This is a genomic window from Achromobacter sp. FW305-C-13, assembly GCF_058783475.1.
In genome coordinates, this window is sequence record NZ_JBYSYN010000001.1 from 614,146 (window position 1) to 640,834 (window position 26,689).

Genomic DNA, 26,689 nt, shown 5'->3' on the forward strand with positions numbered 1-26,689 from the left:
CCTATGCGCATCGCGACTGCGAAGCAGACCTACCTGGCCGACGAGTCCCTGTTCGACACGCGCACCCAGCATGTGTGGCTGGCGTTGCTGGCGGCCTCGCTGGTCCTGTTCCCGTTCGTGGCCGACGCCTATTGGCTGTACCTGGCCTGCCTGGTGGCCATCAATGTCGCCAGCGCGACGGGCTTGAACATCCTGACGGGCTATACCGGGCTGGTCAGCCTGGGGCAGGCCGCCTTCATGGGGCTGGGCGCGTATACGGTGGCCGTCATGGAGCTGCGACTGGGCACGCCAGTGCTGGTCAACCTGCTGGGCGGCGGCGTGGTGGCGATGCTGGGCGGCTTGCTGGTGGGCATTCCTTCATTGCGCGTAAAGGGGCTGTACCTGGCGATCGCCACGATCGCGGCGTCGTTCATTGCCCACTTCATTTTTGCGAACTGGCAGTTCACAGGCGGCACCAGCGGCTTGCAGGTGCCGCCTGCGCGCCTGCTGGGCGTGGACCTGGATACCTCGTTCAAGATCTATTGGTTGATCGTGCCCGTGACGGTGCTGATGGTGCTGGGCGCGGCGAACTTGTTTCGCACGCGCATCGGCCGGGCCTTCATCGCCATCCGCGACCGCGACATCTCGGCCGAGGTGCTGGGCATCCGGCTGTTGCGCTACAAGCTGCTGTCTTTCGGCCTGTCGTCGTTCTACGCGGGCGTGGCGGGCGGCCTGTGGGCCTACTTCTTTCGCGTGGTGACACCCGAGAGTTTCCCGCTGATCATGTCGATCTTCTTCCTGGCCGCCATCATCGTGGGCGGCATGGGCTCGATCCTGGGTTCCATCCTGGGCGCCGTCTTCATGACGATGGTGCCCGAACTGCTCAAGCTGATCGTGGGCTGGCTGCCGGTGGGCGGCGACGCGCTGCGGCTGGTGTCGCCCGTGCGCACGATCGTCTTCGGCCTGCTGATTGTGGGCTTTCTGATCTTCGAGCCCCACGGGCTCGCGGAAATCTGGCGGCGCGTGCGTCGCTTCTTCCACCTGTGGCCATTCCGGACCTGAGCGCCGACTGGCCGTTTGCATGACCCATAAGACCCAAGGAGACACACCATGAAGCGCATCCGGTTAGGCAGCGGTTTATCGAGGTTGTTGGCCCCGTTGGGCCTGGCGGTGGCTTTGGCGGCGCCCGTGGCGCAGGCGGCGGACGATCTGGTGCTGGGCGGGTCGATCCCGTTGAGCGGGGTGTTCGCCTTCGCCGGGCAAGGCATCCATGCGGGCATTACCGACTACGTGAAGATCGTCAACGACCAGGGCGGCGTGAAGGGACGCAAGTTGCGCTATGTGCCGGAAGACACGGCGTACAAGGTGGATGCGTCGGTGGCGGCGTTCAAGAAGATCACCAGCCAGAACAAGGTGAATTTTTACTACGGCGATTCGACGGGCTTCTCCAAGACCATCAACGCCGAGCTGAACCGCACGGGCGACATCCTGATGACGGGCGCGTCGTTTGCCACCGAGCTGAACGATCCGGCCAAGTATCCCGCCCAGTTCATGCTGGGACCTGACTACACCGAGATGTTCGGCATCCTGCTGCGCTACATCGCCAAGGAGCAGCCCGGCGCGAAAGTGGCGTTCGTGTATTCCGATACGGAGTTCGGCCGCGACCCGATCGCCAGTTCGCGGGCCGTCGCTGAAAAACTGGGGCTGAAGGTGGCCACCGAGATCATGACGCCGCCGGGCAGTGTGGACGTCTCGACCGAGGTCATCAAGCTGCGCCGCGCCGATCCCGATTTCACGATCTTCCACGGGTACGTGCTGGCGCCCATTCCGGAATTCGTGGGGCAGGGCAAGCGCATGGGGCTGAAGACCCGCTACATGGGCACGTTCTGGACCATGGACAATTCCACCGTGATGCAGATGGGCGAGGACGCCGAGGGCTTCATGGGCGTGATGCCGTATCGCTACTACTACGACACGGAAGGCGATGCGCCGATGCTCAAGAAGATCCGCGAAATGCGTCCGCAGTACCAGAGCACCGGCTACATGCAGGGCTTCCTGGCGGCCATGCTGTTCACGGAAGTAGCCAAGCGCACGTTGGATGCCGGCAAGGAGCTGACCAGCGCCAACATGAAGGCTGCGCTGGACGGCATCAAGGACTTCGATACGGGCGGCCTGATCGGCGTGCCGATCTCGATCAAGGGCAATTCCATTCCGGTGGGCCGGATCTATCGCGCCGATGTGAAGCAGAAGCAGATGGTGCCCGCGTCCGATTGGATCGTGCTGAAGTGAGGCGACCGTGAACCCGGGACTTGACGCGCAAGCCATGACGACGGCGCCGCCTGCGGTGGTGCTGGACATCAACAATATCGAAGTCGTCTACAACAAGGCGGTGCAGGTGTTGCGCGGCCTGTCCCTGTCGGTGCCCGCCGGCAGCATCGTGGCGCTTTTGGGCAGCAACGGCGCCGGCAAGTCCACGACGCTCAAGGCGGTGTCGGGGCTGCTGGACCTTGAGGACGGCGCGCTGGTGCGCGGGCACATCGTCTTCAACGGGGGCGATACGGCGGGCGCCAAGCCGCAGAACCTGGTGCGGTCGGGGCTGGCCCACGTGATGGAAGGACGCCGGGTGTTCGAGGACCTGACCGTGGAAGAGAACCTGGTGGCGGCGACCTATGCGTTGACCGGCAGGCCGGGCGCGCGGGTGGATTTCGACCTGGTCTACGGGTATTTTCCGCGCCTGTTCGAACGCCGCCGCGGCCTGGCAGGTTATCTGTCAGGGGGCGAACAGCAGATGCTGGCCATCGGCCGCGCGCTGATCGCGCAGCCCAGGCTGATGCTGCTGGACGAGCCGTCGCTGGGCTTGTCGCCGATGCTGGTGGAGAACATCTTTTCCATCATCGCCCGCATCAACGCCGAGCAGGGCGTGTCAATGCTGCTGGTGGAACAGAACGCGTCCGTGGCGCTGGCCGTCGCGCATTACGGCTACATCATGGAGACGGGCAAGGTGGTGATCGACGGCACCGCCGACAAGCTGGCGGCGGATCCGGACGTGCGCGAATTCTATCTAGGCGTCGGTGGCACGGGCGAGACCCGCGGGTTTCGCGACATCAAGCACTACAAGCGGCGCAAGCGCTGGCTGTCATGAAGGACAAGACCGTGATCGCCTCTCTCGATACGGCCGTGTGGCCCGAACTAACCTTGCCGCAGATGCTGCGCGAGCAGGCGCGGCGCCAGCCATCGGCCATCGCCATCCGGCAAAAGGATTTCGGCATCTGGAAGCCGCTGACCTGGGCGGACTATTGGCAGCGCGCCTGCCGCGTCGGGCTGGGCTTGCGGGCGCTGGGCTTGAGCCGGGGCGGGCGGGTGGCCATCGTGTCCGAGAATCGCGTGGAATGGTTGCTGACGCAGCTGGGCGCGGGCGCCGTCGGCGGGGTAGCGGTGGGCGTGTATTCGACCAGCCCGGCCGCAGAGATGGGCTACGTGCTGGAGCATGCGGACGTGGAACTGGTGGTGTGCGAAGACCAGGAGCAGACCGACAAGGTGCTGCAAGTGGCCAGCCGCCTGCCGTTGCTGCGGCGCATTGTCATGATGGAAACCAAGGGCCTGCGCTCCTACGCACCCGCCGAGCGCGGGCGCATCGTGACGTTCGCCGAGGTCGAGGCGGATGGCGCGGGGCGGGAGGCCGCCGAGCTGGCGGCCTTGAACACGGCGCTGGATGCGCAGTCGCTGGACGATACGGGCCTGATGATCTATACGTCGGGCTCCACCGGCAAGCCCAAGGGGGCGATGCTCAGCTACCGCAACATGCGCGGCGTGGCGCCGGGCATCGCGGAACGGTTGGCTATGGATGCCCGCAGCGTGCACCTGTCTTATCTGCCGCTGTGCCATGTGGCCGAGCAGATGCTGTCGACCTTCGTGCCGCTTTACCTGGGCTCCCAGGTGAACTTCGGCGAATCCATCCGCACGGTGCAGGAAGACCTGCGCGAAGTGGCGCCGACGATTTTCCTGGGCGTGCCGCGCATCTGGGAAAAGCTGCACGCGTCGATATCGATCAAGATGCAGGAAGCCGGGCGCCTGCAGCAATGGCTGTACCGCCGGGCGTTGGCGGCGTGCGCGCCGTTCCTGGAGAAGTCGCCCGCGCAGTACACCGCGCGTGAACGCCTGACGCATGCACTGTGGTACTGGCTGGTGTTGCGCGCCTTGCAGAACTTTATCGGCTTGCGGCGCGTGCGGGTGGCGATGACGGGCGCGGCGCCGATTCCGCCGGACGTCGTGCGCTACTTCCGCAATCTGGGCGTGCCGCTGCTGGAGGTCTATGGGCTGACGGAGTCGGCCGGCATGATCTTCGGCCAGCATCCCGACCGCGTGACAGTCGGGACGGTGGGCGAACCGATCCTGGGCGTGGACTGGAAGTTGGGGGATGCCGGCGAACTGCTGGTGCGCGGTGACATGGTGTTCCAGGGCTACTACAAGCACGCCGAGGCGACCGCCGACACCGTGCGCGACGGCTGGCTGCATACGGGCGACGTCGTGGCCGAGCAGGACGGCCGCGTCCGTATCGTCGACCGCTTGAAGGACATCATGATCACCGCAGGGGGCAAGAACCTGACGCCGTCCGAGATCGAGAACGCGGTCAAGGGCAGCCCCTACGTGAAAGAGTGCATCGTGATCGCCGATGGGCGCAAGTACGTGTCGGCGCTGATCCAGCTGGAGTTCGACACCGTGGGCAAGTGGGCGGAATCGCGCCGCATCGCGTTTACGCATTTCCGGTCGCTGGCCGAATGCGAGCAGGTGCGCGAGCTGGTCCAGCAGGAGGTGTCGCGCGCCAATGCGGGCCTGGCGCCCGTGGCGCAGATCAAGCGTTTTCATCTGCTGACCAAGGAACTGGACCACGACGACGGCGAGGTGACGGCGACGATGAAGGTCAGGCGCGCCAGCATCTACCGCACCTACGCGAACGAAATCGAAACGCTGTACGTTGAGGAGACGCTGGCATGAACGAAGCCGTGATCGTGGAAGCGGTGCGAACGCCCTTCGGCCGCCGCGGCGGGTGGTGGGCCGACACGCGCCCGGATACGTTGCTGGCCCAGACGGTGCAGGGGCTGCTTGCGCGCGCCGGACTGCCGGGCGCCCAGGTCGAGGATCTGATCGCCGGCTGCGTCAGCCAGGCGGGCGAGCAGGGGGCCAACATCGGTCGCCTGGCGGCGATGCTGGCGGGCTTGCCGGAAAGCGTGCCGGGCGTGGCCCTGAACCGCATGTGCGGGTCCAGCCAGCAGGCGGTGCATTTCGGTGCGCAGGCCATTGCCGCAGGCGACATGCGGTATGTGGTGGCCGGCGGCGTGGAGAGCATGAGCCGGGTGCCCATGTTCCTGGATGTGACATTGGGGCAGGGCGAGTTCCGCGGTTTTGAATCGCTGAACCCGGCGTTGCTGGAGCGCTATCCGCTCATCCATCAGATCGAAAGCGCGGAGCGCATTGCCGACCATTGGCAGCTATCGCAGGCGGCGATGGACGAGTGGGCGCGGGAAAGCCATGCGCGCGCCTGGGCGGCTGCGAAGGCGGGCCGGCATGCGGAATTGCTGCCGGGTCCGCAAGGGGGCGGGGATCGGGATGAAGGTATCCGCGAGGCGACCGACCCAGCCCGCATGGCGGCCATGGCGCCTGCGATGCGTGCCCCGGGACAAGGCGGCGTGACCGCCGCCAATGCCAGCCAATTGGCGGACGGCGCGGCGGCGGTCTTGCTGGCCGACCGCGACACCGCGCTGGCCGACGGCTTGCGGCCGCGTGCGCGTTTCCTGGCGCGGGTGGTGGTCGGGTCGGATCCCGTGATGCAGCTGACGGGCGTGATTCCCGCCACCCGGCTCGCGCTGGCGCGCGCGGGCCTGACGCTCGAGGACATCGACTGGATCGAGATCAACGAGGCCTTCGCCAGCGTGGTGCTGGCCTGGCAACGTGAACTGGACGCCAAGCTTTCGCGGGTGAATCCTTGGGGCGGCGCGATTGCGCACGGACATCCGCTGGGCGCGACCGGCGCGGGGCTGATGGCCAAGATGCTGGCTGGGCTGGAGGCAAGCGAAGGCGAGTTCGGCCTGCAACTCATGTGCATCGGCCATGGCATGGCGACGGCGACCATCATCCAGAGGCTGTGAGCGCACATGGAAAAGACCGAAGCTGCCGCGCCGCGAGAAGAGGGCGCGGATTCCGAACGCCGCCGCGAGCTGGTGCTGGCGGCAGGCAGGCTCTTCTGCAAGCACGGCTACGAGCGCACGACGGTGCGCGAATTGGCGCGCGCCGTCGGCCTGCAGTCCGGCAGCCTGTTCCATCATTTCCGCAGCAAGGAAGAGATCCTGGTGGCGGTCATGAACAACGGCATCCAGGAAGTGATCGACGATGGAGAGCGGGCGCTGGCGCGGTACGACGTACCGGCCGACCGCCTGGGGGCACTGTTCCGGGTCCATATGTGGAGCATGCTGCACGGCGCTGGCGGCGATGCGATGAATGCGCTGGTGTATGAATGGCGCAGCCTGTCGGCACCGAGCCAGTCGGCCGTGAAGGCGCTGAGCGACCGCTACGAGGCCATGTGGCAATCGGTGGTGTCGGATGCGGTGAACGCCGGGCTGATCAAGGGCGATGCGCGCGTCATCAAACGCTGCGTGCTGGGGGCGATGAACCTGACGGTGCAGTGGTACAAGCCCGGCGGACGGCTGGCGCCCGCCGAGTTCATTGATGCGATGTTGTTGGCGGCCTTGCCGACCCTGCCGTCAGGCGTGGGGACGTGGCCGGTGGAAGCAGTCAGCCGCGGCGCTTGAGGAATGCACCCACGGCGCAGGCGATGCCCAGCGCCAGCAGCGAGCCCGACACGGGAAGCAGGAAGTCCGCCTCGCCGTGATAACCGCCACCGGTGACGCCGCCCGCCACGCCGCCCATCCATAACAGGGCGGTCAGCAGGGACGCCGCGACGGCGATCGCAGCGGCGATGCACAGTGCGATGAAGATCGGGCGGCGCGGCCGCACGGGCTGATAGGGCGCGCCCGCTTGGACGCGGCGAGGTTGCTTGATCCAGTAGACCAGCCCCGCCACGACCAGCAGCAGCATCAGGATCTTGAAGATCATGATGCGGTCCGCTGCTTAGTCTTCACGGCGCAGGTGCGGGAAGAGGATGACGTCGCGAATGCTGGGGCTGTCGGTCAGCAGCATGACCAGGCGGTCGATGCCGATGCCGCAGCCGCCCGTCGGGGGCATGCCGTATTCCAGGGCGCGGATGTAGTCCGCGTCGTAGAACATGGCTTCTTCGTCGCCCGCGTCCTTGGCTTCGACCTGCGAACGGAAGCGTTCAGCCTGGTCTTCGGGATCGTTCAGCTCCGAGAAGCCGTTGGCGATTTCCCGGCCCGTCATGAACAGCTCGAAACGCTCGGTGATGCCTTCGCGCGTGTCGGAGGCGCGCGCCAGCGGCGACACTTCGACCGGGTAGTCGATGATGTAGGTCGGGTTCCAGAGCTTGGCTTCGGCGGTCTCTTCGAACAGGGCCAATTGCAGTGCGCCCAGGCCGGCGCGCGACAGCACGGGGCCGTCGGCGTCCGCGCCCAGCTTCTTCAGTTCGGCGCGCACGAAGGCGGCGTCGTCCAGCTGCGCCTGCGTATAGCCCGGCGCGTACTTGAGGATGGCTTCGCAGATCGTCAGGCGGTCAAACGGCTTGGACAGGTCCAGTTCGCGTTCGCCGTACGTGAGGACGGCGCTGCCAGTGGCCGAGATGGCGGCCTGGCGGATCAGCTCTTCCGTGAAATCCATGAGCCAGCGGTATTCCGCGAAGGCCGCATAGAACTCCATCATCGTGAATTCAGGATTGTGACGCGGGCTGACGCCCTCGTTGCGGAAGTTGCGGTTGACTTCGAACACGCGTTCGAAGCCGCCGACGATCAGGCGCTTCAGGTAGAGCTCGGGCGCGATGCGCAGGTACATTTCCATGTCCAGCGCATTGTGGTGCGTCACGAAGGGCTTGGCCGCCGCGCCGCCCGGGATGGGGTGCAGCATCGGGGTTTCCACTTCGAGGAAGCCGGCGTTCAGCATGAACTGGCGGATGCTGCCCACGGCCTTGCTGCGCGCTTCAAACGTGCGGCGCGTGGCGTCCGTCATGATCAGGTCGACGTAGCGCTGGCGGTAGCGCAGTTCCTGGTCGGCCACGCCGTGGAACTTGTCCGGCAGCGGGCGCAGCGACTTCGACAGCAGGCGGGCGGTGGCGGCATGCACCGACAGTTCGCCCTTGTTGGTTTTGAAGACCGACCCTTCGATCGCGATGATGTCGCCGATGTCCCATTGCTTGAACGCGGCGTAGTTGTCTTCGCCCAGCGTGCCGCGGTCCAGGTAGATCTGGATGCGGCCGGTGCTGTCTTGCAGCGTGGCGAAGCTGGCCTTGCCCATGACGCGCTTGAGCATCATGCGGCCGGCGACCTTGACGGTGACGGGGGCGGCGGCCAGGGCTTCCTGCTCCAGGCCGTCGTACTTGTCATGCAGGGCCGCGGCGCGGGCGTCCGGAACGAAATCGTTGGGGTACGCGACCCCGGTTTCGCGCAGTTTGGCCAGCTTGGCGCGCCGTTCGGCGATCAAGCGGTTTTCATCCTGGGCGGGGGCCGGAGTGGTCGAGTGGTCGGTCATGGTCGGGGGATCAGTCGTAATTGCGGATGTCGTCGATTTCGGTCGTGCCGAAATCTTCGCGATCCAGGTAGGCGAGGATGCGGGAGGCCACGTTGGCGGGCGAAGACAGCTTGCCCGTGGCGTGGAAGTCCTGGAACTTGGCCAGCGCCGGGAAGCTTTCCGGGTCGCTGGAGCGGATGGTGGCCTGCATGTCGGTGTCGACGATGCCGGGGGCCAGCGCGACGATGCGCGCGCCATCGGCGCCCTGTTCCTGCTTGACCACGCGCGAGTACATGTCGAGTGCCGCCTTGGTGGCGCAGTACACGCCCCAGCCGGCGTTCGGGTTGCGGCCCGCGCCGGAGGAGATGTTCAGGACACGGCGGTCAGCCTTCAAGTCTTCGACGGCGGCCAGGAAGCGCGCGGTCAGCAGCATGACGGCGGTGACGTTCAGATTGAACGCCGTGGTGATGGCCGCGCTGTCGATCAGGGCGTCGGTGCCGGCGACGGGATGCACGGTGCCGGCGTTGTTGATCAGCAGGTAGCGGCGGGCGTCGCGCGGCAGGGCGGCGCAGATGCGTTCGGCAGTGGCCTCGGCCGCTTTCAGGTCCGAGAGGTCCACGGACAACTGTTCCAGCTGCACGTCTTGCGAACGTGCGTAGGCGGTCAGTTCGGGGTCTTCGCGGCGGGCCAGCGTGATCAGGCGGGTGCCCGGTTTGGCCAGGCCGCGCGCCATGGCGGCGCCGATGCCGCGCGATGCGCCGGTCAGGATTGCGATGGTGTCAGACATTCGTGGACCTCTGGGTGCGGTTAGCGGAAGTAGCGCAAGAGACTTAGACGCCTTGCTTCAGGCTGGCCTGGATGAAGGGATCCAGGTCGCCGTCCAGCACTTTCTGCGTGTTGGAGATTTCAACGTTCGTGCGCAGGTCCTTGATGCGGCTCTGGTCCAGCACGTAAGAACGGATCTGGTGGCCCCAGCCCACATCGGTCTTGGAGTCTTCCAGCTTCTGCTGCTCGGCCATGCGGTTGCGCATTTCCAGTTCGTAGAGCTTGGACTTCAGCATCTGCATGGCTTCGGCGCGGTTGCGGTGCTGCGAGCGGTCGTTCTGGCACTGCACCACGATCCCGGTGGGGATGTGGGTCAGGCGCACGGCCGAGTCGGTCTTGTTGATGTGCTGGCCGCCCGCGCCGGAGGCTCGGTAGGTGTCCACGCGCAGGTCGGCGGGGTTCACATCGACTTCGAACGAATCGTCGACTTCGGGGTAGACGAACACGCTGGCGAACGACGTGTGGCGGCCGCCCGAGGAGTCGAACGGGCTCTTGCGGACGAGGCGGTGCACGCCGGTTTCCGTGCGCAGGTAGCCAAAGGCGTATTCGCCTTCGATCTTGATCGTGGCCGACTTCAGGCCCGCGACTTCACCTTCGGATTCTTCCAGGATTTCCGCCTTGAAGCCCTTGCGTTCGGCGTACTTCAGGTACTGGCGCAACAGCATCGAGGCCCAGTCCTGCGCTTCCGTGCCGCCCGCGCCTGCCTGGATGTCCACGAAGCAGTTCAGGGGATCGGCCGGATTGGAGAACATGCGGCGGAATTCCAGGTCTTCGAGCTTTTCCTGGTAGCCGTCGGCGTCCACTTCGATGGATTCCAGCGTGGAATCGTCGTCGTCGGCCTTGGCCATTTCGAACAGTTCGTTGGCGTCGGCCAGGCCCGTGCCCAGCCCCGTGAGCGTTTCCACCACGGTTTCCAGCGCTTTCTTCTCACGGCCCAGGTCCTGGGCGTGCTTGGGGTCGTTCCAGACGGCCGGGTCTTCGAGCTCGGCGTTTACGACTTGCAGGCGTTCAGCTTTGGCATCGTAGTCAAAGATACCTCCGTAGAGCCTGTTCGCGCTCCGCGTAATCGGCGAGGCGGGCTGCGAGCTGGTTCTGACGTTCGGCTTCCATGATGATCCTGTCCTGATGACTTTTGTGCGAAACCTGGCATTTTACCGTGGATGGACCATCTGCGCGGGCGCGTGTTGCAAGAAGGGGGACGGATCCGGCTCTAGGGGTTTGCGTGAGTCAGGCCAAGTTGTTCAGTTTCTTGTCACCTGGTGCGCTCTAGGCTTGTTCCAGCGGCCGTTGCGTCCCCGTTCGGGATGCCGGACCGCCGTACCGGCAATCCGCCGGACGATCCCGCCAGAGGACAGGAGACATAGATGGAAAACACGATGACCCCCGGGGTCACGCCGGCGATCCCGGCGAGTGAGGAGGACCGCATCTACCGCAAGGTGGGGTGGCGGTTGGTGCCGCTATTGGTGGTTTGCTACGTCGTGGCCTACCTGGACCGCGTGAACGTGGGCTTCGCCAAACTGCAGATGCTGCAGGAGCTTCAATTCAGCGAAACGGTCTATGGGCTGGGCGCGGGCATTTTCTTCATCGGCTACTTCATCTTCGAGATTCCCAGCAACATCATCCTGCACAAGGTGGGCGCGCGGATCTGGATTGCGCGGATCATGATCACCTGGGGGATCATCTCCGCCTGCATGATGTTCGTGACCAGCGTCCACATGTTCTATGCGCTGCGCTTCCTGCTGGGCGCGGCCGAGGCCGGCTTCTTCCCCGGCATCATCCTGTACCTGACCTACTGGTATCCGGCGGCGCGGCGCGGTCGCATCACGACGTTCTTCATGACCGCCGTGCCCATGTCGGGCCTGATCGGCGGCCCGATCTCGGGCTGGATCATGTCCACGTTCCATGGCGACCACGGCCTGTCGGGCTGGCAGTGGCTGTTCCTGCTGGAAGGCATTCCGTCGGTGGTGATCGGCGTGCTGGTGCTGATCTATCTGGATGACCGCATCAACAAGGCCAAATGGCTGACGGCGTCCGAAAAGGCCGTGCTGATCCGCAACATCGCAGCGGAAGAGCAGCAGAAGGAAGATCCGCCGATCCGCGCCGCGCTGACCCGTCCGCGCGTCTGGGCCATGGCGCTGATCTACTTTTCGTTCGTGATGGGCCTGTATGGCGTGGGCTTCTGGATGCCGAGCCTGATCAAGAGCACAGGGGTGCAAAGCCCGCTGGCGATCGGCCTCTTGACCGCGATCCCCAACCTGTTCGCCGTGATCGGCATGATCCTGATCTCGCGCAATTCCGACCGTCTTCGCGAGCGCCGCTGGCACGTGGCGCTGCCCGCGCTGTTTGGTGCGGTGGGCCTGTTCTTCTCGGCCGTCTGGAGCGGCAACACGGTGTTGGCGATTCTGGCGCTGACGGTGGCCAACATCGGCATCTGCACGGTACTGCCGTTGTTCTGGAGCCTGCCGACCGCCTTGCTGGGCGGCACGGCGGCCGCTGCCGGCATCGCGCTGATCAACTCGGTGGGCAACCTGGCGGGCTTCGTCAGCCCGTATCTGGTGGGCTGGTTGAAGGACATGACCGGCACGACCAATACCGGGCTGTACATGCTGTCGGGCTGCCTGGTAGTGGGTGCGCTGGTGGCATTGGCGCAACCGGCCAAGCTGGTCAACAAATAACAGGATTCGCCCTGGGGGCGGTACCGACGGCGGGGTGCTTGAAAGAGCCCCCGCCGTTTTTCGTCATGCCGCGTGTTCGATGACCAGCTGCACCGACACCATGCCGTTCCAGACGTTCTGCTCCAGGCGATAGGCGGCCTGGATGTGTTCGGGCAGCGACTGGTCGTGGCCGAACCAGATGGCGTCAAAGCGCTGGTGGCCGCGTTCCAGCGACAGCTTCAGATGCTTTTCGCCCACCAGGCGCTGGTTGCGCACGGTGAATTCGTCCAGGAACAGGGGGGCGGCAAAACCGGCGCCCCAGACCTGCTGCTGCAGCATGCCCGCGACATCGGCGTTGGCGTAGCCGGATTCCAGCGATCCGTCGGTTTCGATGACGGGTTCGAAGGTGTCGCGTCCGGTCAGTTCACGCACGGCGGCGTCGAACGCGGGGGCGAAGGCCGGGAAGTCTTCGCGGCCCAGGGTCAGGCCCGCCGCCATCGCATGGCCGCCGAACTTGCGGATCAGGTTGGGATGGCGCTTGGACACGAGGTCCAGCGCGTCGCGCAGGTGCACGTCGGGAATCGAACGGCCAGAGCCGCGGATTTCGTCGTCGCCCGCCGGCGCGAAAGCCAGCGTGGGGCGCCAGAATTTCTCTTTCAGGCGGGAGGCGACCAGGCCCACCACGCCCTGGTGCCAGCCCGGGTCGAACACGCAGACGGTAGCGCCCGAGGCGGCATTGGGTTCTTCCATGGCAGCCAGCGCTTGCTCGCGCATTTCGGCTTCGATGGTGCGGCGTTCGCGGTTGATGTTGTCGAGCTCGCGCGCCATTTCCAGCGCCTGGGCTTCGTCATCCGTGGTCAGGCAGGCGATGCCCAGGCTCATGTCGGCCAGGCGTCCCGCGGCGTTGATGCGGGGGCCCAGCGCGAAGCCCAGGTCAAAGCCGTTGGCGCTACGCGGTTCGCGGCCGGCAACGGCGAAGAGCGCGCGCAGGCCCGGTTGCAGCCGGCCGCTGCGCATGCGCTGCAGGCCTTGCGTGACCAGCAGGCGGTTGTTGGCGTCCAGCTTGACCACGTCGGCCACGGTGCCCAAGGCGACCAGGTCGGACAACGTGTCCAGGCGCGGGCCGCCGTCGGCCGCATAGACGCCGCGGCGGCGCAGCTCGGCGCGCAGCGCCAGCATCATGTAGAAGATGACGCCCACGCCGGCCAGGTTCTTGGACGGAAAGCCGCAACCCGGCTGGTTGGGGTTCACGATGGCCAGCGCGTCGGGCAGCGTGTCGCCCGGCAAGTGGTGGTCGGTGATGACCACGCCGATGCCGGCCGCGTTGGCGGCGGCCACGCCGTCCACGCTGGCGATGCCGTTATCCACCGTGATGATGATGTCGGGCTTTCCGCTGCGGTGCCGGACGGCCAGGTCGACCACGGCGGGCGACAGGCCATAGCCGGTTTCGAAGCGGTTGGGCACCAGGAAGTCGACGTCTGCGCCCATGGCGGACAGGGCGCGCAGCCCGACGGCGCAAGCGGTGGCGCCGTCGCAGTCATAGTCGGCCACGATCAGCATTTTCTTGCCGGCCTGCAGGGCGTCGGCCAGCACGCCGGCGGCATGCGCCGAGTGCGTCAGGCCGGCGGGCGGCAGCAGCGACGGCCAGGCCAGCTTGGTCTGGTCGGGGTGCGTGACGCCACGGGCGGCCCACAGGCGGGCGAGCAGGGGGTGGATGCCCGAGGCTTCCAGGACGTGACAGGCGTCCAGGTCGGCCGGACGGATGGTTAAGCGGGGTGTGACCACCAGGCGCTCCAGTTTTTCTTGGGCGCGGGCAGCAAGCCAAGCAGGCCCCCGCGCGGTTTCAGGGTGAGGGCGACCTTGCGGTCGTCGCCCAGCAGCAGCAATTCAGTGGCCGTGTCGGGCACGCCTTTCTTGCCGGCCAGCGGCCGCAGGTGCTGGGCATCCAGTTCGGCAAGTGCGTCCAGCCAGGCGGACCAGTCGCCCGTGCGTTGCGGCGCGTCCAGCTCCGTCAGCACGCGTTCGGGGCCCGCTGGCGCGATGGGCCAGGGCGTGCCGCCGCCATACAGCCACAAGGCGTTGACGGGCGCCAGGCCGCGGGCGGCTCGCGCGTCGTTGACGGGGTGCTCGTGCCACGCCATCTGTATTTCATTCAGCAGCCGTCGCCAGGGACGCGTTTCCGTGTCCTGGCGCCACCACTCGTTCAAGCGCTGGCCGGCCACCACCTGCGGCGAGGCGGTCTGCGGGCGCAGGCCGTCGGGCAGCCGCAGGCGCCAGCGTTGGGGCGATAGCGCATCCACCGCAAAACCGGTGCCTTCGAACAGCGGGCGCGCCGTGTCCAGCAGGGCGGCGGTTTCTTCGGGTAGCAGGTCCATCTGGCCCGGATCCAGCAGGTTGGCCTGGTCGGCGCCCAGCGCCAGGTGGACCAGTTCGGCCAGCCAGACCGCGTCGCCGGCAGGGGCCTGGCCGGCGGCCAGCAGCGGCCCCAGGCCGGCGCCTTGCAGCAGGCCGGGTTCGGGCGTGTAGCCCGCGCGGGTCAATTGCCAGGATTCGAAGGCCGTGCAACCGTGGGCACGCACGTCGAAGGCGGCGGGCCGGGCGGCGCCGGCCAGCAGCCAACTGTGCAGCGTGGGGGCGCGTTCGGGCAGAAGCTTGGCCAGTTCGGCGGCAACGGGAAGGGCGGGCAGGGCGCCCGGAATGACGATCAGCATGGCGGGGATTGTAGTCCGCGCGGGGCCGGGGAACTAAGCGGCGTCGGCAACTGCCATAGCTTGACACGCCTGGTCGTGGAACCGCACATCCGCGGCGCGATTTCCAGGCTGTTAATGCCATAATGCGCACGTGCTGAAAATACCCTACGAACTCTGGATAGGCGCCCGCTATGCCGGGTTGGCCCGAATCCGCCAGCGACGCGGGCGCCGCGATCGCTTCATCTCTTTCATCGCCGCCAGCTCCATGGCGGGCATCGCGCTGGGCGTCGCCGCCCTGATCGTGGTGCTGTCCGTGATGAACGGGTTTCAAAAAGAAGTGCGCGACCGCATGCTGTCGGTGCTGCCGCACATTGAACTCTACATTCCTGGCGGCTTGCCGGAGCGCGTGCTGGACCAATGGCAGCAGTTTGCCGACGCGGCCAAGCAGAACCCCGAGGTCAAGGCCGGCGCGCCCTTCGTGGCCGCGCAGGGCATGCTGGTGCGAGGCCAGGCGTTGCGAGGCGTGCAGGTGCGCGGCATCGACCCGGCCACCGAAGGCAACGTGTCGGACCTGCCGCGCCAGATGGTGTCGGGCAAACTGACCGACCTGAAGCCCGGCGGCTTTGGGGTGGTGCTGGGTAATGAACTGGCTGACGGCCTGGGCGTGAAACTGGGCGATACGCTGCTGATGATGGCGCCCCAAGGTTCGATCAGCCCCGCCGGATTCGCGCCGCGCATGCGCCAGTTCACCGTGGTGGGCGTGTTCTCGTCTGGCCACTATGAATACGATTCCTCGCTGGCGTTCGTCGACAACGAAGACGCCGCGCGCGTGTTCCGCGAAAGCGGCACGGCCGGTGTGCGCCTGCGCATCGCCGACATGCAGAAGGCGCCCGAAGTGGCCAGCGAACTGAAGAAAGTGCTGCCGCCTTATGTGATGGCCAGCGACTGGTCGCGCAACAACCGCACCTGGTTCGCGGCCGTGCAGACCGAAAAGCGCATGATGTTCCTGATCCTGGCGCTGATCGTGGCGGTGGCGGCGTTCAACCTGCTGTCGTCGCTGGTAATGGCCGTGAAAGACAAGCAGTCCGACATCGCCATCCTGCGCACCTTGGGCGCGGGGCCGGGCGAAGTGGCCCGTATCTTCCTGGTGCAGGGTGCGCTGATCGGCGTGATCGGCACCTTGCTGGGCGTGGCGGGCGGCATTGTCATCGCGTACAACGTGGACGTGATCGTGCCCTTCATCGAACGGTTGCTGGGCGTGCATTTCCTGCCGCGCGAAGTCTATTTCATCAGCGCCTTGCCGTCCGATCCGCAAATCGGCGATATCGTCACGATCGGCATGACCTCCCTGGTGCTGTCGCTCCTGGCGACGCTGTATCCCAGCTGGCGCGCGTCGCGCCTGCAACCCGCACAGGTGCTGCGCCATGATTGATGCTCCGAATCGTGCGTCGTTGACGCCTGCCTTGCAGGCCGAGAACATCGTCAAGGTCTACGACGAAGGCCCTGCGCGCATCGAAGTGCTCAGCAACGTCAGCCTGTCTGTCGCGCGTGGCGAGATGGTCGCCATCGTTGGCGCATCCGGCTCGGGCAAGAGCACCTTGCTGCATATCCTGGGCCTGTTGGACGTGCCGACCAGCGGTTCGGTGTCCGTCGACGGAAAACTGGCGATGGGCTTGTCCGAAGCCAAAAAGAGTGCCGTGCGCAACAGCAGCCTGGGTTTCGTGTACCAGTTCCACCATCTGCTGCCCGAGTTCTCGGCGCTGGACAATGTGGCAATGCCGCTGATCGTCCGCCGGGAAAACCGCGACAAGGCCCGTGCGGCGGCGCGCGAGGTGCTGGCGCTGGTGGGGCTGGCTGCCCGCGAAGACCACTTCCCGGGGCAACTGTCCGGCGGCGAACGCCAGCGGGTGGCGCTGGCGCGTGCGCTCGTGACGCGGCCGGTGTGCGTGCTGGCCGATGAACCGACGGGTAACCTGGACCGCAACACGGCGCACAAGATGTTCGAACTGCTGACCCGGGTGAACCAGGAATCGGGCACGGCGTTCGCCATCGTGACGCATGACCCGGAACTGGCCGCCCGCGCCGACCGCCAATTGCTGATGGAAAACGGCCGCCTGGTATCGGGATAAGGCAATCCGGGTGGATAATCCTGTCGAGGAGGCCACGCCCATGCTGATCGACACTCACTGCCATCTGGACGCCGCCGAGTTCGACGCCGATCGCCAGCAGGTGGCCGACCATGCTTGCGAGGTCGGCGTCCAGTCCATTGTGATTCCGGCCATCGAACGCGCCAATTTCCCCATCGTGCGGGATCTGGCCGGCCAGATCGCCGGAGGCGCTTACGCGCTGGGCATCCATCCCTTGTACGTGCAGCGCGCCGACGATTCCGACCTGGATGTGTTGCGCGATACCATCAAGCAGTCGTTGGGGGATCCGCGATTCGTCGCCATCGGCGAGATCGGCCTGGATTTCTTCGTGCCCGAGATCTCGTCGGGTGAACCACGCGAACGCCAGGAACGCTTCTATGCCGCGCAACTGGCCATGGCGGCGGAGTTCCACCTGCCGGTGCTGCTGCATGTGCGCCGGTCGCAAGACATCCTCTTGAAATACCTGCGCCGGCATGGCCGCATCGGGGGGATCGCGCACGCCTTCAACGGCAGCGCGCAGCAGGCGCAAGCGTTCATCGACCAGGGCTTTGCCTTGGGGATGGGCGGGGCCATGACCTATGAACGCGCCTTGCAGATCCGCCGCCACGCGGTAGAGGTGGATCTGGCCCATCTGGTGCTGGAAACCGACGCGCCGGACATACCGCCGGCCTGGCTGCACCCCCCGCAGCGCCGCAACCGGCCGGGCGAGCTGGCCCGCATCGCCGGCGTATTGGCAGACCTGCGCGGTATCACGGCCGCCCAAGTGGCTCATGCCACCACCGCCAATGCCATGCGCGTTCTGCCGCGGTTGCCGGCCGCCATCCTGGCCGACGCCGACTGACTTCCGTCCCCCGATGTACGCAGCGCGATAACAGCAGTTGTCGTGCGGATGCGTCATTTTTCTAAGAATTTTCTGGAAACTTGCTAAAAGCTGAATAAAACCTGACAAAAAGTTGAATCGAATATTGGGAATGAATATCATTGCCGTTCACTGAAAATTCCAATCAGCGCAATGCGCGCCGCCCTACCGGGGTGGTCTCAATTGATTCCCTATGTCGACTCAGAAATGCATCAAGGGCTCCGGGGGAGCTCGTCCCGCCCATTTCCCGTCTTTCCGCTTGTTGCCGCTGGCCTTGGCGATCGCCGCAGCGGGCAGCGCCCAGGCGCAATCCGCGGCCGGCGCGAAAGAAGACACCATGGGCGTCGCCCAGATGGATACCGTCGTGGTGACCGCCGCGGGCTTCGAGCAGGAAATCAAGAACGCGCCGGCGTCCATTTCCGTGATCACCCGCGAACAACTGGAGACCAAGCCGTTCCATAACCTGGCCGATGCGGTGGCCGACGTGGAAGGCGTGACGGTGGAGCGGGGCGGTAAAGCGGGCGGCATGAACATCAGCATCCGCGGGCTGCCCAGCGATTACACGCTGGTGCTGGTGGATGGCAAACGCCTGAACCAGAACAGCTCGGGCGCACGCCCCAACGGCTTTGGCGACGTGGACACCAACTTCATTCCTCCGATGGCGGCCATCGAGCGCATCGAAGTCGTGCGCGGGCCCATGTCGACCCTGTACGGGTCGGATGCAATGGGCGGCGTGATCAACATCATCACCCGCAAGGTCAGCCAGGATTGGATGGGCCAGATCACGCTGGACGGCACGGCGCAGGGGGACAACGCCTTCGGCAACAACTACGGCGCGGCGTTCTACCTGAGCGGCCCGATCAAGACCGACAAGCTGGGCCTGACCTTGCGTGGCGGCCAGTACCGCCGCCTGAGCGCGAACGGCAGCTATCCGGTCAATCAGGCCGAGTTCAACAGCGGCAACTACACCGGCGACATTGCCAGCTTCTCCGGCCTGGGCGACAGCAAGCAGCAGAACGTGGGCTTGCGCCTGGCGCTGACCCCCAACCGCAACCACGACATCCTGTTCGACGTGGATAGCAACTGGCAAACGTATGACAACGCCAACGGTGAACTGGGCACGCTGAATACGAGCATCGCGCCCAACCGCCAGGGCGGCGGCTACGATCCCGAAATGAAGTTCAACCGCCAGCGCTATGCGCTGACGCATTTGGGCCGCTACAGCGGTTCCATCAGTTCCGACACCAGCCTGGTCTACGACACGACCGAAACTATCGGCCGCACCAACCCCATGAATTCGCCGCGCCGGCCCTCCGATGGCGCCAAACGTGACCTGGAATACGACAACTGGGTGTTCGACACCAAGTGGACGATGCCGCTGTTCAACGACCGGCACAACCTGACGATGGGCGGGCAATGGCGCGAGCAGCAGTTCAAGGACACGCTGGTCTCTGCGCCGCTGGATCAGCGCCAGTACCAGTGGGCGCTGTTCGCGGAGGACGAATGGCGCATCGTGGATGACCTGGCGCTGACGGCCGGCGCACGTTACGACCGCAACGAGCAGTTCGGCGGCAAGTGGAGCCCGCGCGGCTATCTGGTGTGGAACGCCACGCCGATGTGGACCGTCAAGGGCGGCGTGAGCAAGGGCTACAAGACGCCGGACATCAACCTGATGACGGACGGGATCATCGGTCTGGGCGCGCAGGGCACCATGCCGCTGCTGGGCAATTCGCAACTGAAGCCGGAGAGCAGCACCTCGTCCGAACTGGGGCTGCTGTTTGACAACGGCGAGGGCCTGTCGGGCAACCTGACCGCGTTCCACACCAAGTTCAAGGACAAGATCGACTCGCAGAACGTCCCCAACTGCCTGGCCAGGGGCGGGCCGGCGCCGGGGTGCCTGGATCTGGGCGTCTGGGAGCGCAACGGTGTTCCCGTGGACAATTTCTCGCAGCGCGTGAACGTCGACACCGCCACCATCCAGGGCTTTGAACTGGGGGGCCGCATTCCGCTGTATGGCGGCGTATCGTTCAACGGCAACTACACCTTGACCGCCAGTGAAGTGACCTCGGGCGCGAAGGAAGGCCAGCCCCTGGGTTCGCAGCCGCGCCATGCGCTGAACCTGGGCTTGAACTGGCGCATCAACGACCAGTTCAATGCGTGGGTCCGTGGCGAATACCGCGCCAAGCAGTTCAACGACATGAACTGGGAGAAGGAACAGGTGTTCTACAACCCGTACTGGCTCGCCAGCATGGGCGGTTCCTACGTGGTTAACAAGAACGTGACCCTGTCGGCCTCGGTCTTCAACCTGTTCGACAAGAACTTCGTGAACTATGGCGCGACGAAGGTCGGCGCCAACGTGCCGGCGGCCAACGCGAACTGGACCAATTCGTACCGCCAGGTGCTGGAAGGTCGTCGCCTGTGGGTGTCGGCGAACATTACGTTCTGATCCGCCTAATGCCTGGCTTTGGCCGGGCATTCTCCGGAGGGCCCCGCCGGTGTGCGGGGCCTTTTTCCGTTCAGTCTGTGAGTAGCGGCAGTTCCATGCGGACGCTCAGGCCTTGCGGAGAGACATTGCGCGCCGATATCCGGCCCTTGTGCGCGGCGATCGCGGCTTGCGCGATGGACAGGCCCAGGCCGGCGCCGGAACCTGGCGCCTTCGATCCGGATGCGGTGCGGAAGAACGGCTCGAACAGGGATTCCAGGTCCGCTGCGGGCACGCCCGGCCCGCGGTCTTCGATTTCCAGGCAGGCTTCGCGCACGCCGATCGAGAGCCGAACCCGTATCGCGCTGTGCGCGGGGGCGAAGCGCAGGGCATTACGCAGCACGTTCTCGATGGCGCTGGCCAGGCTGTCGCGATCGCCCGTCACCGCTACCGGGGGCGGCCTTTCCCAGAGGATGCGCACTTGCTGTTCGCCAGCCTCGAAGCGGGCATCGTCCACGACCGCAGTCACGACGTCGGTCAGGTCGAGCGTATCGCTGGGCTCGGGCTGGGCGCCCAGGCGGGCCAGGCGCAGCGTGTTGCCCACCAGTGCGTCCAGGCGTTCGCATTCGCGTTCGATGCGGTCCAGCTGCACGTCCTGGCGTTCATCCTTGCGGCGCGCCAGTTCTGCCGCCAGCCGCAGCCTCGCCAGCGGTGAGCGCAATTCGTGCGCGATGTTGTGCAGCAGCTGTTCGCGGGTGTCGACAAGCGCCTTGATCCGGTCCGCCATGGCGTTGAAATCGCGCGCCAACAGGCCAAGTTCGTCCTTGCGGCCAGCCAGCTTGGGCGGCGTCTGGGCATCCAGGCGGCCGGCGGCCAGCGCGTGCGTGGCCTGGCGCAACTGCGTCAGGGGCGCGGTGACGTGGCGGGTCAGTGCCCAGCACAAAGGGGCGGTTACCGCCAGCGCGAAGAGCAGCAGCGCCAGTGCCACGGGCGAGAGCCCCAGCACTTCCCAATGCGACGAGTCAAAGGGCAGGAACAGCATCAGCAACTGGGATCCGTCGGGCAGCGGCAGAAGCTGCGGCTGCCACCAGGAAACGCGTTCTCCGACCGGGTCAGGCTGCAGGTAGTCCGCTTGCGGGGACTGGTCGGTCGCCGCCCGGTACGCGGCAAGCCAGTCGTGCATGCGGGTGGGCAGCGTGCGGCCCAGGATCTCGGCGTCCTGGGCGTCCAGCACGTAGATCTTGAGCGCCGAGTAGCGTTGGTCCATGGCTTGGACCCAGCGTTGCAGGCCGTCGACGCCGTGGTTGCGGGCGACTTGCCGGGCGTCGTGGGTCAGGCTGGCCGGGTTCAGGCCGTCAAGCGAATTGATGCGATACCAGGCGACCGTCGCGGTGAACAGCATGCCGCACACCAGGATGATCGTCATGGCGCCCCAGAAGGTCAGGAACGCGCGCCAGAAGAGCGATCGGGTGGGCAGCGGCCACGGCATCAGGCCGCACCCGCCAGCACATAGCCCAGCCCGCGCAGATTGCGGATCGACAGGGAGTCGCCGGACGCGTCCAGGTGCAGCTTCTTGCGCAGTGTGCTGATGTGGGTGTCGATGCTGCGGTCGTAGCGTTCCGGCCGGCGGCCCAGCGCGTACATGCCGATCTGTTCGCGGGCGATGACTTGCCCCGGGGCGCGCATCAGCAATTCCAGGATGCGTTGTTCGGCGCCCGTCAGCAGGATGTCTTCACCATCCAGGCGGACGCGTCCGCTGGCGGGGTCCAGCGTCAAGGCCCCGAGCGTCAGCGTGGGGGCGGTGGCTTCCGGTACTTCCTCGAAGCGCCGCAGCACCGCCGTGATGCGCGCTTTGAGTTCACGCGGGCTGAACGGCTTGGCCAGGTAGTCGTCGGCGCCGAATTCCAGCCCCAGCACGCGGTCGGTCTCGCCGCCGTGCGCGGTGAACATGATGACCGGCCGACGAGAGCGCCGGCGGTAGTGCTTGAGCAAGTCCAGCCCGTTGCCGTCCGGCAGCATCAGGTCAAGCAGCACCAGGTCGTAGTCGTCTTGCGCCAGCAGGGCAAGGCCGTGGGCGCCGGTATGAGCCAGCGTGAGCAGGCAGTGATTGGGTTCGAGGTATTCGCGCAGCATCTGTGCAAGCTCGACGTCGTCGTCGATCAGCAGGATGCGGTGCGCCACCGCTGAGTGAGAAAAAGGCATCCGTATCAAGTGTCCCGCACCCGGTAGTGTGGCGCATGGCCATGCCGCCGAGTGTCAAGAAGTGCGAAGAAGGTAAAAGTTGTGGAAAGGCGTTTGCCCGGTTCCGACACCCTCAATTCTAATATGAGAATAGTTTTCATTAAGAAATGAGGGCTGGACTCAGCGCCGCACACGGGGTGCGCCGCGGGTTCGGTACGGGAGAAAGCGGAATCATGAGCAGCAAAGATCTGGCCTTGGGCGGCCGCATTCGGGTGTCGCGCACGCGTTTGGCGGCGGCACTTTGCGCGGCGGGACTGGGCATGGCCCCGGCGGCGGTTTGGGCGCAGGCAACCGATTCCGCCAAGACGATGGAAACCGTCGTGGTGACTGCCAGCGGGTTCGAGCAGCAGATCAAGGACGCGCCGGCGTCGATCAGCGTGATCACCCGCGAAGACCTGGACAAGAAGTTCTACCGTGACGTGAACGACGCGCTGCTGGAAGTGCCGGGCGTGATCATCACGGGCGGGGGCGACCGCCAGGACATCAGCCTGCGCGGCATGGGCCCGCAATACACGCTGATCCTGATCGACGGCAAGCGCCAAAGCTCGCGTGAAACCCGTACCAATTCGGATTCCGCCGGCGTGGAAGGCGGCTGGACGCCGCCGTTGGCGGCCATCGAACGCATCGAAGTCGTGCGCGGCCCGATGTCGTCACTGTATGGCTCGGATGCGATGGGCGGGGTGATCAACATCATCACCCGCAAGGTGCCCAACGAGTGGGGCGGCGAAATTCGTCTGGACACCACTATCCAGGAAAGCAACAAGTCGGGCGATATCTACCAGGGCAATTTCTATCTGTCCGGCCCCATCAAGACCGACCTGCTGGGCTTGCAGATCTATGGCCAAGCATCGCAGCGCGATGAAGACAATATCGTCAACGGCTTTCGCAAGCGCAATTCGGACAGCGTGACGGCCAAGCTGGCGCTGACGCCGAACCGTGACCACGACATCGTGCTGGAAGGCACGACCATGCGCCAGAAGTACGAGAACACGCTGGGCAAGACGGTCGCGCCGCTGGCGCCGGGTGTCGCATGCGGGCGTACCGGCTGCCCGGCATCGTCGGAAACGGACTACCGCAGTAACAAGTGGGCGCTGTCGCACACGGGCCGTTGGGGCTGGGCGGTGTCGGACAGCTACGTGCAGCAGGAAGAGTTCGACAACCGTTCGCGGCAGATGAAGATCAAGAACCTGAATCTGCAGACCAGCTGGACGCTGCCCCTGGGCTCGCACATGCTGACCCTGGGCGGCACCTACCTCAGCCAGCGTTTGAACGACCAGACCGGCAACCAGTTGGCCGGCGGCCCCAGCAAGATCGACCGTTACCAATGGGCGCTCTTCGCCGAAGACGAATGGCGCTTGACCGACAGCTTTGCCGTCACCGCCGGCCTGCGCATGGACGATGACGAGAACTTCGGCACGCACTTCAGCCCGCGCCTGTACGGCGTGTGGCAGATGGCCGAACGCTGGACGCTCAAGGGCGGCGTGTCCACGGGCTTCCGCGCGCCGGACTTGCGCCAGACGGTGGCAGGCTGGGGCCAGGTCAGCCGCGGCGGCAACATGTACGGCAACCCGGACCTGACGCCCGAGAAGTCGGTGACCGAGGAAATCGGCATCCTGTATGACGACGGCGAAGGCTTCAACGCCGGCCTGACCGTGTTCAACAACGACTTCAAGGACAAGATCACCCGCGTCGGGTGCCCGGCCTCGCAATGCCCCGAAGGCCCGAACCAGTTCGGCGCCGACCCCACGACCTACATGAACGTGGACAAGGCGGTGTCGCGCGGCGTGGAAGCCAACCTGAAGCTGCCGCTGGCCCGCGACTGGTCGTTGACCAGCAGCTACACGTTCACGAAGTCGGAGCAGAAGTCCGGCCAATACCAGGGCCAGCCGCTGAACCAGCTGCCCAAGCACCTGTTCACGACCACCTTGAATTGGCAGGCGTCTGACGCACTGCAAGCGTGGGCCCGGGTGAACTACCGCGGCAAGGAAAGCCAGCCCATCACCAGCGCCTCGTCGTCCTCGTTCATCGCGCCGTCCTACACCTTCGTGGATCTGGGCGGTTCGTATGCGGTGAACAAGACCGTGTCGGTGTATGCCGGCATCTACAACCTGTTCGACAAGCAGGTGACCTATGACGATTACGAGTTCGTGGAAGACGGCCGCCGCTACTGGCTGGGCGTCGGCGTGAAGTTCTGATCTTGAGAGTAGGGGGGCGCTTGCGTCCCCCGCAACACAAAGAGGTGCGTATGACGATGCAAGGAAACACGAGCTGTGCCCGCCGCTGGTTGATGCAGGCAGGCGTCGCGTTGGCGATGGGCGCGGCAACGGCCGTGTGCGCGGCGCAGGCCACGCTGCCCGTCAAGCATGCGCGCGGCGAGACCGCCGTGCCGGCCAATCCGACCAAGACCGTCGTGATGGACATGGCCGTGCTGGACACGATGCACGCGCTGGGAATCGAAGCGATGGGCGTGCCGGCGGTCGCCAAGCTGCCGCCCCAGCTTGCCCAGTACGCAGATCAGCGTTACTTGAAGGTCGGCTCGCTGTTCGAACCGAATTACGAGGTCATCCATGCCGCCCAGCCGCAGGTGATCTTCGTGGCCGGGCGGTCGGCGCCCAAGTATGACGAACTGGCCAAGCTGGCCCCCACCGTCGACCTGACGGTCGACCCGAAGGACCTGGTCGGCAGCGTGACGCGCAACACCGAGACGCTGGCGGCCATCTACGGCAAGCAGCCGCAGGCCAAGGAAAAGCTGGACGCGTTGCGCGCGTCGATTTCGGCGCTGCACGGCCAGGCGGCCAACGCCGGCACCGCGCTCATCGTGCTGACGACGGGTGGCAAGATGAGTGCCTACGGTCCGGGTTCGCGCTTTGGCGTGATCCATGATGCATTCGGCGTGAAGCCCGCCGTCGTGGGCTTGAACGTGTCCAATCACGGCCAGGCCATCTCGTTCGAATTCATCGCCCAGACCGATCCGGACTGGCTGTTCGTGATTGATCGCGACGCCGCGATCGGCCGCGAAGGCGTATCGGCCCAGCGCATGCTGGACAACGATCTGGTGCGCCCGACCAAGGCTTGGAAGAACAAGCGTGTGGTGTACCTGAACGGCTTCAACTGGTATCTGCTGGGCAGCGCCGGACTGACTTCCATGCAGCAGAACGTGGACGAGATCGCCGCGGCGCTGGCGCAAGGAAAGTAAGCGGCATGGGTGTTGCGAGCAAGGGCCGCCGGTGAATTGGCGGCGAAAGGTGAGCGGTTGGGGCGGCCTGGCCGCCGTGTTGGTGCTGCTGGTGGTGCTGTGCGCCGCCAGCGTCAGCCTGGGCGCGGGGCAGCTGTCGCTGGCCGCGCTATGGGGCGTAGGCGAAGAGGCCGACCGCGCCTGGCGCTTCCTGATGGTCAGCCGCGTGCCACGCACCGTGGCCTTGCTGCTGGCCGGCATGTCGCTGGCGGTTGCTGGCCTGATCATGCAGATGCTGGTGCGCAACCGTTTCGTGGAACCGACGACGGCCGGCACCGTCGAGTCCGCGACGCTGGGCATCCTGGTCATTACCCTGCTGGCGCCGGATACGCCGGTGATCGGCAAGATGCTGACCGCCACGGCTTTCGCGCTGGCCGGCACCTTGCTGTTCCTGGCGCTGTTGCGCCGGGTGCCGCTGCGCACGCCCTTCATCGTGCCGCTGATCGGACTGATCCTGGGCGGCGTGATCCACGCGGTCACTACCTTTGTGGCGTTCCGGTTCGACCTGCTGCAATCGCTGCACGCCTGGACGACAGGCGATTTCTCGGGTGTGCTGCGTGGCCGCTATGAGCTGCTGTGGATCGGCTTTGCGCTGGCGTGCGCGGCCTATGCCGCCGCTGACCGCTACACGGTGGCCGGCATGGGCCGCGAATTCGCCTCAAACCTGGGGCTGAATCACGCACGCCTGACATTCGTCGGCCTCTTGATCGTGTCCGCGATTTCGGCCGTGGTGGTGGTGACGGCGGGCGGCATCCCGTTCCTGGGCCTGATCGTGCCCAACGCCGTCAGCCTGGTGCTGGGAGACAACATGCGCCGTTCCATCCCCTGGGTCGCGGCGCTGGGCGGCGTCTTCGTGCTGGCCTGCGACATCATCGGCCGCCTCATCATCCACCCGTATGAAATCCCCATCGGCACGGTCGTCGGCGTGCTGGGCAGCATCCTGTTCCTGTGGCTGTTGCGCAAGAGGAGGAACCGCCTTGGCTGAGACAGTGCTTGCCGTCACCCGCGA

General features: G+C 65.7%; 22 protein-coding genes. 14 read left to right on the forward strand and 8 right to left on the reverse strand.

Features of this window, described 5'->3' with window-relative positions; all coding sequences use genetic code 11:
* Positions 1 to 3 precede the first annotated feature (3 nt).
* From AC3WMU_RS02910 to AC3WMU_RS02935, 6 genes are read left to right on the forward strand one after another with little or no spacing between them, the layout of a single operon-like run.
* Positions 4 to 1,041, forward strand: a complete 1,038-nt coding sequence (locus AC3WMU_RS02910; protein ID WP_088590079.1) for a branched-chain amino acid ABC transporter permease — start codon at positions 4 to 6, stop codon at positions 1,039 to 1,041.
* Positions 1,042 to 1,089: 48 nt separating this feature from the next.
* Positions 1,090 to 2,268, forward strand: coding sequence for an ABC transporter substrate-binding protein (locus AC3WMU_RS02915; RefSeq protein ID WP_454677285.1), 1,179 nt, complete (start codon positions 1,090 to 1,092; stop codon positions 2,266 to 2,268).
* 34 nt (positions 2,269 to 2,302) lie between these two features.
* Positions 2,303 to 3,121 (forward strand): ABC transporter ATP-binding protein, encoded by an 819-nt coding sequence (locus AC3WMU_RS02920; RefSeq protein ID WP_454678133.1) that lies wholly within the window; start codon positions 2,303 to 2,305, stop codon positions 3,119 to 3,121.
* On the forward strand, positions 3,118 to 4,974 hold the full coding sequence (locus AC3WMU_RS02925; protein ID WP_492281780.1) for an AMP-dependent synthetase/ligase: 1,857 nt from the start codon (positions 3,118 to 3,120) through the stop codon (positions 4,972 to 4,974). Before AC3WMU_RS02920 ends, AC3WMU_RS02925 begins: the two co-directional genes overlap by 4 nt.
* On the forward strand, positions 4,971 to 6,125 hold the full coding sequence (locus AC3WMU_RS02930) for a thiolase family protein (RefSeq protein WP_492281781.1): 1,155 nt from the start codon (positions 4,971 to 4,973) through the stop codon (positions 6,123 to 6,125). The genes AC3WMU_RS02925 and AC3WMU_RS02930 overlap by 4 nt, the downstream gene beginning before the upstream one ends.
* 6 nt (positions 6,126 to 6,131) lie before the next feature.
* Positions 6,132 to 6,785: a TetR/AcrR family transcriptional regulator gene (locus tag AC3WMU_RS02935; protein WP_492281782.1), complete on the forward strand. Its 654-nt coding sequence runs from the start codon at positions 6,132 to 6,134 to the stop codon at positions 6,783 to 6,785.
* Here AC3WMU_RS02935 and AC3WMU_RS02940 read toward each other — a convergent pair.
* The 4 genes from AC3WMU_RS02940 to prfB form a co-directional block, all read right to left on the reverse strand.
* Positions 6,769 to 7,089, reverse strand: a complete 321-nt coding sequence (locus AC3WMU_RS02940) for a hypothetical protein (protein ID WP_006225277.1) — start codon at positions 7,087 to 7,089, stop codon at positions 6,769 to 6,771. The genes AC3WMU_RS02935 and AC3WMU_RS02940 overlap by 17 nt on opposite strands.
* A 15-nt stretch (positions 7,090 to 7,104) precedes the next feature.
* Positions 7,105 to 8,628 (reverse strand): lysine--tRNA ligase, encoded by a 1,524-nt coding sequence (gene lysS, locus AC3WMU_RS02945; RefSeq protein WP_006225276.1) that lies wholly within the window; start codon positions 8,626 to 8,628, stop codon positions 7,105 to 7,107.
* Positions 8,629 to 8,638: 10 nt separating this feature from the next.
* Entirely contained in the window at positions 8,639 to 9,394 is a 756-nt protein-coding gene (locus AC3WMU_RS02950; protein ID WP_006225275.1) for an SDR family oxidoreductase, read from the reverse strand.
* A 43-nt stretch (positions 9,395 to 9,437) separates the two neighbouring features.
* Positions 9,438 to 10,542, reverse strand: a protein-coding gene (prfB, locus tag AC3WMU_RS02955; RefSeq protein WP_100220410.1) for a peptide chain release factor 2 whose coding sequence is annotated in 2 segments (ribosomal slippage) — positions 9,438 to 10,460 and positions 10,462 to 10,542 — 1,104 coding nt in all. Because the reading frame shifts where the segments join, the coding sequence is not laid out codon by codon here.
* Between the two features lie 254 nt (positions 10,543 to 10,796).
* Between prfB and AC3WMU_RS02960 the strand changes: the two genes are divergently transcribed.
* Positions 10,797 to 12,107, forward strand: a complete 1,311-nt coding sequence (locus tag AC3WMU_RS02960) for an MFS transporter (RefSeq protein WP_492281783.1) — start codon at positions 10,797 to 10,799, stop codon at positions 12,105 to 12,107.
* A gap of 63 nt (positions 12,108 to 12,170) precedes the next feature.
* Here the strand turns inward: AC3WMU_RS02960 and recJ are convergent, their stop codons facing one another.
* Together recJ and AC3WMU_RS02970 are read right to left on the reverse strand one after the other, a co-directional pair.
* A complete protein-coding gene (gene recJ, locus AC3WMU_RS02965) occupies positions 12,171 to 13,871 on the reverse strand; it encodes a single-stranded-DNA-specific exonuclease RecJ (protein WP_088590131.1) in 1,701 nt (566 codons plus the stop codon).
* Positions 13,853 to 14,797, reverse strand: coding sequence for a hypothetical protein (locus AC3WMU_RS02970; RefSeq protein ID WP_424626511.1), 945 nt, complete (start codon positions 14,795 to 14,797; stop codon positions 13,853 to 13,855). Before AC3WMU_RS02970 ends, recJ begins: the two co-directional genes overlap by 19 nt.
* Positions 14,798 to 14,975: 178 nt before the next feature.
* On the opposite strand from AC3WMU_RS02970, the gene AC3WMU_RS02975 reads away from it, so the two are divergent.
* From AC3WMU_RS02975 to AC3WMU_RS02990, 4 genes are all read left to right on the forward strand, one after another.
* Positions 14,976 to 16,208 (forward strand): lipoprotein-releasing ABC transporter permease subunit, encoded by a 1,233-nt coding sequence (locus tag AC3WMU_RS02975; protein ID WP_006225270.1) that lies wholly within the window; start codon positions 14,976 to 14,978, stop codon positions 16,206 to 16,208.
* Positions 16,201 to 16,905 (forward strand): ABC transporter ATP-binding protein, encoded by a 705-nt coding sequence (locus AC3WMU_RS02980; protein ID WP_006225269.1) that lies wholly within the window; start codon positions 16,201 to 16,203, stop codon positions 16,903 to 16,905. The genes AC3WMU_RS02975 and AC3WMU_RS02980 overlap by 8 nt, the downstream gene beginning before the upstream one ends.
* A gap of 40 nt (positions 16,906 to 16,945) precedes the next feature.
* The gene (locus AC3WMU_RS02985; protein WP_006225268.1) at positions 16,946 to 17,764 is read left to right on the forward strand and encodes a TatD family hydrolase; all 819 of its coding nucleotides are present in this window, start codon (positions 16,946 to 16,948) and stop codon (positions 17,762 to 17,764) included.
* 211 nt (positions 17,765 to 17,975) lie between these two features.
* On the forward strand, positions 17,976 to 20,228 hold the full coding sequence (locus AC3WMU_RS02990) for a TonB-dependent receptor domain-containing protein (RefSeq protein WP_492281784.1): 2,253 nt from the start codon (positions 17,976 to 17,978) through the stop codon (positions 20,226 to 20,228).
* 70 nt (positions 20,229 to 20,298) lie between these two features.
* Here AC3WMU_RS02990 and AC3WMU_RS02995 read toward each other — a convergent pair whose 3' ends face one another.
* Together AC3WMU_RS02995 and AC3WMU_RS03000 are read right to left on the reverse strand one after the other, a co-directional pair.
* Positions 20,299 to 21,693, reverse strand: a complete 1,395-nt coding sequence (locus tag AC3WMU_RS02995; protein WP_006225266.1) for a sensor histidine kinase — start codon at positions 21,691 to 21,693, stop codon at positions 20,299 to 20,301.
* Entirely contained in the window at positions 21,693 to 22,406 is a 714-nt protein-coding gene (locus tag AC3WMU_RS03000) for a response regulator transcription factor (protein WP_035213308.1), read from the reverse strand. The genes AC3WMU_RS02995 and AC3WMU_RS03000 overlap by 1 nt, the downstream gene beginning before the upstream one ends.
* A 212-nt stretch (positions 22,407 to 22,618) precedes the next feature.
* Here AC3WMU_RS03000 and AC3WMU_RS03005 point away from each other — a divergent pair, with 212 nt between their 5' ends.
* The 3 genes from AC3WMU_RS03005 to AC3WMU_RS03015 are packed head-to-tail and all read left to right on the forward strand — an operon-like array spanning position 22,619 to position 26,665.
* A complete protein-coding gene (locus tag AC3WMU_RS03005) occupies positions 22,619 to 24,640 on the forward strand; it encodes a ligand-gated channel protein (RefSeq protein ID WP_006225264.1) in 2,022 nt (673 codons plus the stop codon).
* A gap of 50 nt (positions 24,641 to 24,690) precedes the next feature.
* Positions 24,691 to 25,641, forward strand: a complete 951-nt coding sequence (locus AC3WMU_RS03010) for a siderophore ABC transporter substrate-binding protein (RefSeq protein ID WP_006225263.1) — start codon at positions 24,691 to 24,693, stop codon at positions 25,639 to 25,641.
* Positions 25,642 to 25,690: 49 nt separating this feature from the next.
* Complete coding sequence (locus tag AC3WMU_RS03015) at positions 25,691 to 26,665, forward strand: ABC transporter permease (RefSeq protein ID WP_424922737.1); 975 nt, start codon at positions 25,691 to 25,693, stop codon at positions 26,663 to 26,665.
* Positions 26,666 to 26,689 lie beyond the last annotated feature (24 nt).